This window comes from Alkalihalobacterium chitinilyticum, from assembly GCF_029028005.1.
Classification (GTDB): domain Bacteria; phylum Bacillota; class Bacilli; order Bacillales; family Bacillaceae_F; genus Alkalihalobacterium; species Alkalihalobacterium chitinilyticum.
Map to the genome: position 1 here is coordinate 249940 of NZ_JAOTPO010000006.1, position 6843 is coordinate 256782.

Here is a 6843-nt window from a genome sequence, read left to right on the forward strand (position 1 = left end):
AGAGTGAATGTAAATGGGAGAACGGATTGTTGTACTAGGCGGGGGTATTATCGGACTTGCAACTGCTTTTGAATGTCAGAGACGTGGACATGAAGTGGTTGTCTTAGAAAAAGTAGCTTGTGGTGGACAGGCTTCCGGAGCAGCAGCTGGAATGCTTGCCCCATTTTCTGAGATAGGCGAAGATCCTGATGATTTTTTTAGACTTTGTCTTGAGAGTTTAAAACTATATCCGAAATGGCAAAAAGAAGTAAAAGAAGTTTCGGGAATGAATTTTGAATACACGAACTCAGGAAGTTTACATTGTGTCTATCATGAAGCAGATCTTTTAGCGCTTGAAACAAGACAGCAGTGGCAAGGACAGTTTGGAGCTAAAGCAGAAATTCTGTATGGTGAGGATTTATTTAAGTTAGAAAAAGAACTTTCCAGAGATATGATTGCGGCGATGTATTATCCTGAAGAGAGTCATGTATATGCACCAGATTATGTAAAAGCTTTAGAAGAAGGCTGTCGTAAATTAGGTGTAAAGATTTATGATTACCTTGAAGAAGTTACATTGCATAGTTGGCAGTCTGAAATAACGATGGTTGCAAAAGATGGACGAACATTTTCGGGTGACCGCTTGGTAGTTAGTAATGGTGCCTGGGCCAAAGAATTAGAAACCGTATTGGATTTAAGCATCCCAGTGTATCCGATCAGAGGGCAAATTTGTGCTTACAATATCCCAGTAGGAAAAGTGAAACATATTATCTATACGAGTCAGGGATATTTAGTGCCTAAAGCTAATGGTACGCTTGTTAACGGTGCGTCAGAAGATATTGCAGGATTTAATACGGCGGTGACTGAAAAAGGCATTCGCAGATTAACGAATTGGAATAAAAATGTGTTGCCGTTTCTTGAGGAAGAAGTACCGTTTCATACATGGGCTGGTTTAAGACCAGCTACACAAGATGGTTACCCATTAATTGGTACGTTATCGAATACACCAGAGATTATTTTTGCAGCTGGACATTATCGTAATGGTATATTATTAAGCCCTGTAACTGCTCATATCGTTGCAGATCTTCTTGATAAAAAACAGGAGATTGTACCGCTGACATCTTTTTCTCCAGAACGATTTAGTTAAAGCGGGAGTCAACATTCTAGGAAGGTGAAAAAGTTATGAACAAAGCACTTACAATTGCAGGCTCCGACAGTGGCGGTGGAGCGGGCATACAAGCCGATTTAAAGACGTTTCAAGAATTAGGAGTGTTTGGTACTAGCGTTATTACAGCGTTAACTGCTCAAAACACATTAGGTGTCCATGGAGTGTTTCCGCAATCTATGGAGGCTATTGAAGCACAACTTGATGCCGTCTTATCTGATATTGGTACGGATGCAGTTAAAACAGGAATGTTATTTTCGGCTGAAATTATTGAGCTTGTTGCACAAAGGCTAGAACATTATCATGTAAACAATCTCGTGGTCGATCCTGTAATGATTGCAAAAGGCGGTGCGTCACTATTACAAGATGCTGCAGTTGAAGCACTAGTTACGAAGCTGCTTCCGCTGGCAACTGTGATTACACCTAACTTACCTGAAGCGGCAAAAATATTAGGTGTGGAAGAAATGACTACGTTAGAAGAAATGAAGATCACTGCGAGGAAGTTACATGAACTCGGACCCAAGTATGTAGTATTAAAAGGGGGGCATTTACAAGGGGATGAGAAGTCTACGGATATCTTGTATGATGGAAGAAATATTACTCTTTTAGAAGCAGAACGGGTTAGTACGAAAAATACTCACGGAACGGGTTGTACGTTTGCGGCGGCAATTGCGGCTCAGCTTGCCAGAGGTGATGAAATTACAGTTGCTGTGCAAACAGCAAAGCAATTTATTAGCGCAGCAATTACTCATTCTTTGTCAATTGGAAAAGGAATTGGCCCGACTAATCATGCGGCCTTTCGATTAAATAAATAAAAATTACTTGTTGGCTGATCTTTAGGAGGATATCCGTGGTCAGCCTTTAAAATTTCCTAGGAAACGATGGACAAATAATCAAAACTTAGAGACAATATCAAGGTATATATTAATGTTAAGGTGGTTGTTTATGTTTAGAGGAAATGCTGCTGTTATCATATTACCGCTTCTATTAATGGGATTTATTTTTTATGGAGGCTACCATTATTTAAATACGTCAGACCAACTCACAAATGAAGAATTAGATACAGTTATGTCTCTTGTTGTAGAGGCTAGTACAAGTGGTGATAAACATACAATCAATGGTTATTGGGACTGGAAAGAAATGCCTGTTGATGGTGTGCTAGGTTATGATTATATTGGCGTAAAATTTGTTGATGAAGAACAACATTCGGTTGACCCTGAGTTGATAAGCGGGTCAAAACTGGAATTATTACATGGGGAACAAGTGATTTATGAAACAGAAGGAACGATCGTACATGACGGTATTATTTTTGAGTTTCCAAATGAAGTGCAAGAACATATCGGTTATGGGAATAAGGGTTCCTTTGAGATTGTATTAGGTAGTGCACTCTATTCAGGTAACGAGGTTTCTATTAGCTATCTCCATACATGGGAGGAGCATGGGAGTTTCTCATTTGAACATGCTCGTTTTTCAAATGTAAATATTGATATTGAACATTGGATTATCGAGCGTTTTACGACTATTCCAACACAATGAGAAAGGATTGGACAACATGATTAAAGGTTTGTCCTACCAAAATGGGATCTTTTTTATTGGAAAAGAATATGTAGCTTGTGCTTATAACAACAAGGGCAGGATATCAGATTGGGTAAAGCCGCTTAACCTTACCACTATATTTCTAATGTCTAGACAAGTTTTTACATCTTTGCCTTGGATGTTTAAATTGTTAACCATTGTTTTTATGGCGCTAATATTTTTACCTAAAATATTAATTGCTTTTTTTGATGTTATAACGTGGAGAGGCTTACCGTATTACTTTTTGTTTTATTATATGTTTGGTACACATTTTATGTTTCCAACAACATTAAAAAAATATCATGGAGCAGAACATAAAGTTTTTAGTGCGCGCGGGATAATAAAACAGTCACGACTATATCAAATTCGAAGAGCTGCTATAACTAATCCATACTGTTCAACGAATACTGTTGTCATATACTTTAGCTCGGTAGGATTACTTTGGTTATTATTAATACCTTTCTTTTCAGGAGCACTGGCTCTTATGTGGGCTTCCTATAGTGCGCTTGTTATTGTTATTTTTATCAATCGAACATTCAATAAAAGGTTTATGCGAATTGTAAGGAGATATATTATCGCTGTATCTTACTTTCTACAAAAACGTGTAACTACGACTGAGCCTGAACGAGTCCATTTACTGACAGCAATCCGTTCCTATCGAAAATTGGCAATGCAAGAATTTCCTGAACTGATTAAGGAAAAAAGGGTAGTAAAGAAGGAGGAGAAAAAAGTGGCTATAGTAGATGTAACTATTATTCCAATTGGTACAGATTCACCGAGTGTAAGTCATTACGTCGCTGATATACACAGAGTTCTCGAGAAGTATGGTGATAAAATTAAATACCAACTAACACCAATGAGTACCCTTATTGAAGGAGAATTACCTGTACTTTTTGAAGTCATTCAGGCGATACATGAAGTTCCGTTTGAAGCGGGTGTTCAACGAGTGGCTACAAATATTCGGATTGATGATCGGCGTGACAAAGCATCATCACTTGAAGGGAAATTAGCGTCTGTTAATAACAGATTAAATGAGAAAAACAGTACTGAAGAAGAGAAATAAGAAAAAGAGAAAAACACCTCCAAATCTTTTGATTTGAGAGGTGTTTTCTTATGTATGGCTGGGCTAGCAGGATTCGAACCTACGCATGACGGAGTCAAAGTCCGTTGCCTTACCGCTTGGCTATAGCCCATTGCGACCGGTTGACAGTAATTATTATGTACGGCACGAAAATAAAATATACAATTATTTTATAAAAAATTTACTTTAACCTTTTTCAATTCGATAGTAATGTGAAGTTAATGGGATTAAGTAAGGAGGTGAAAATATGGAGGAAATCGAATATAAAAGTACCTATATTCTAAATGAAGCTGCAAGAAGAAAAGCAAGCGATATTCATTTAGTGCCGAACAGAATGGATGCCTATATCTATTTTAGAATTCACCAAAGTTTACAGTTCTTTGAAAAAGTCTCAGTTAAAGTCTGTGAAAAACTCATCAGTCATTTTAAGTTTTCAGCTGCAATGGATATAGGAGAGAAAAGAAAACCGCAAAATGGCTCCTTAGAATTTATATTTGAATCTAGACCGATTAGTCTGCGCCTTTCTACAATTCCTACGCCTTTTCAAGAAAGCTTAGTCATAAGACTCCTTCCCCAAGATGAAACTTTAGCCCTTGAACAACTACCTTTATTCCCACAAGACTCTTTAACTTTAAAACAACTGATTAAAAAAAGAAGCGGACTTATTATCATTACAGGACCAACCGGTTCAGGAAAAACAACTACGTTATATTCAATGATGTTAGCAGTAAAACAATCCCAACCAATAAATATAGTCACATTAGAGGACCCAATCGAGAAAAGAACAGAAGGGTTAATACAGATGGAGATAAACGACAAGGCTGGAATAACCTACGATGAAGGTTTGAAAGCAATTCTTAGGCACGACCCTGATATTATTATGGTCGGAGAGATCAGAGACAACGTGACGGCCCAGTTAGCAGTTCGTTCTGCTATGACAGGACATCTAGTTCTTTCAACGATGCATACTAATGACACGGTTGGTGCTATATACCGATTATTAGAATTAGGTATACCGAAACATGACATTGAACTAACGCTCGCCGGTGTCGTTACACAAAGGTTAGTTGAGCGAAAGTGCCCATTATGTGGAGAAAGTTGTTCGAGCTTCTGTGATAAAATAAATGATCACAAAATTACAGCTGTTTATGAAATGCTGTTTGGCTCTAATTTGGTTATTGCTAAATATAATATTTTTCACAATCAACCTTTTTCAAATTCCTTTAGAACGTTACAAAAACAATTAGTTAAAGCGTATGCGCTTGGATTTATAACACATCGTTCTTTAGAGAGGTATGGTGAAATAAGTGAGATGGGGTAAGCATGTAAGTGGAATAAAAAAAGCGGAGATCCTCCAACGATTGGGTTATTTGTTACAACAAGGTTATAGCTTATCAGAAGGATTAGAACTTCTTCAATTATCACAAAAAGAGCCCATAAAAATAAAATTTTCAGAAGTGCTGAAAGAATTAAAGGAAGGACAAGCTTTATACAAGGCACTTGAAAGCATAAAGTTACCTAATGACATAAGTTCATTTATCTACTTTTCCGAGCAGATTGGAGGCTTACCAACGGGTTTAGTCGAAGCAGGAAAGCTCTATTTAAAACAAGAACAAATCAAAGAGAAGATAGGAAAATTACTAATGTACCCCTTATTTCTAATCTGGATATTGTTCATTGTTATGACAGTCATGGTGACTTATTTATTTCCTCACTTTAAAAGCTTATTTGATACAATGTCTGTAGATTTACCATTTGTAACAGTTTTATTTCTTCATATCATCGATAGTATCCCCTTTTTGTTATTAGGGGGACTAGTCGCTTCCTTATTTGGATTTACTTTTTATATAACGAAGTTCCGTCACTTTACTCCTTATAAAAAAATGACTTTAATTCTTAAAGTTCCGTTTGTTTCCTCGTATGTGTCTGCGTTGCTTACTTACTATTTCTGTATTCAGTTAAGCAGTTTACTTAAAGGAGGCTTATCTATTTCTCAAGCATTAAATATTTTTAAAGAACAAAGTATTATACTATTCCTACAAGACGAGGCTGCATGGTTAATTCAACGATTAAAGGAAGGAGAACGATTATCAGATCTTTTAAGTCAAAGACCGTTTTTTAATGATGAATTAGCGATGGTTATTGAACATGGACAAAAACGAGGGGCGTTAGACCTTGAATTGCTTCATTATAGTGAACATTTATTTGTTTCGATTGAAGAAAAGACAAAAAAGGTGGTAATGGTCTTACAACCGAGTATGTTTGTCATAATTGGTGTCATTGTCCTACTAATGTTTTTATCTATACTCGTTCCTATGTTTCAATTAATTAACTCATTAAGTTAAGCTTTAGTTATTCAGTTAAAGTATGTTGTTGTCATTACAATGTACTTTAACTGCTTATTCTAAAGTAAGTGTGCTAACCTTTATATACTGAATAAATGTCTAGGTTCATAAAGAGAAAAAACTATTCAAGATTTTTTATAAAAAACCTTGAATAGTTTTTTTAAAAATGATATATTATTATTCGTCGCTGATAACGGCGCTGAAATACAAACCGAAAAAGTCCTTGACGACTATTTGAGAGTTTGTTATGATAATAAAGTTGCCGTTGAGGTAACTAAAAAAGTTCTTTGAAAACTGAACAAAAAGCCAAGCGAAATAAATGAGATACATGATATCTCGTCAATGTTTTAAAAACGTCACGTTTGTGACAATGAGCTATATCAAACACTTTTATGGAGAGTTTGATCCTGGCTCAGGACGAACGCTGGCGGCGTGCCTAATACATGCAAGTCGAGCGGACCTCTTAAGAGCTTGCTCTTAAGAGGTTAGCGGCGGACGGGTGAGTAACACGTGGGCAACCTGCCCTGTAGACTGGGATAACTTCGGGAAACCGGAGCTAATACCGGATAATCAATGACACCACATGGTGTCATTGTAAAAGTTGGGATACTAACACTACAGGATGGGCCCGCGGCGCATTAGCTAGTTGGTGAGGTAACGGCTCACCAAGGCGACGATGCGTAGCCGACCTGAGAGGGTGA

At 37.1% G+C, this 6843-nt stretch carries 6 protein-coding genes, 1 tRNA gene, 1 rRNA gene and 1 pseudogene; 8 read left to right on the forward strand and 1 reads right to left on the reverse strand.

The features are described from left to right. The first annotated feature begins 13 nt into the window (after positions 1-13). The 5 genes and pseudogenes from thiO to N7Z68_RS11300 all read left to right on the forward strand — a co-directional run bounded on the left by thiO (position 14) and on the right by N7Z68_RS11300 (position 3779). On the forward strand, positions 14-1123 hold the full coding sequence (gene thiO, locus N7Z68_RS11280; protein ID WP_275118577.1) for a glycine oxidase ThiO: 1110 nt from the start codon (positions 14-16) through the stop codon (positions 1121-1123). Positions 1124-1158: 35 nt separating this feature from the next. Beyond that, positions 1159-1956, forward strand: coding sequence for a bifunctional hydroxymethylpyrimidine kinase/phosphomethylpyrimidine kinase (thiD, locus tag N7Z68_RS11285; protein WP_275118578.1), 798 nt, complete (start codon positions 1159-1161; stop codon positions 1954-1956). A gap of 130 nt (positions 1957-2086) precedes the next feature. Next, complete coding sequence (locus N7Z68_RS11290; protein ID WP_275118579.1) at positions 2087-2677, forward strand: hypothetical protein; 591 nt, start codon at positions 2087-2089, stop codon at positions 2675-2677. Between the two features lie 16 nt (positions 2678-2693). Next, positions 2694-3371: pseudogene (locus N7Z68_RS11295) on the forward strand (DUF1385 domain-containing protein); the annotation flags it as partial. Positions 3372-3446: 75 nt separating this feature from the next. Beyond that, entirely contained in the window at positions 3447-3779 is a 333-nt protein-coding gene (locus N7Z68_RS11300; RefSeq protein WP_275118591.1) for an MTH1187 family thiamine-binding protein, read from the forward strand. A 55-nt stretch (positions 3780-3834) separates the two neighbouring features. Here the strand turns inward: N7Z68_RS11300 and N7Z68_RS11305 are convergent. Then, a tRNA-Gln gene (locus N7Z68_RS11305) sits at positions 3835-3909 on the reverse strand. Positions 3910-4044: 135 nt separating this feature from the next. On the opposite strand from N7Z68_RS11305, the gene comGA reads away from it, so the two are divergent. The 3 genes from comGA to N7Z68_RS11320 form a co-directional block, all read left to right on the forward strand. Continuing rightward, positions 4045-5118 carry a competence type IV pilus ATPase ComGA gene (comGA, locus tag N7Z68_RS11310; RefSeq protein WP_275118580.1) on the forward strand — a complete coding sequence of 358 codons (1074 nt, stop codon included), beginning with the start codon at positions 4045-4047 and terminating at the stop codon, positions 5116-5118. Beyond that, on the forward strand, positions 5105-6142 hold the full coding sequence (comGB, locus tag N7Z68_RS11315) for a competence type IV pilus assembly protein ComGB (RefSeq protein ID WP_275118581.1): 1038 nt from the start codon (positions 5105-5107) through the stop codon (positions 6140-6142). Before comGA ends, comGB begins: the two co-directional genes overlap by 14 nt. A gap of 389 nt (positions 6143-6531) precedes the next feature. After that, positions 6532-6843: ribosomal RNA gene (locus tag N7Z68_RS11320) — 16S ribosomal RNA — on the forward strand; the annotation flags it as partial.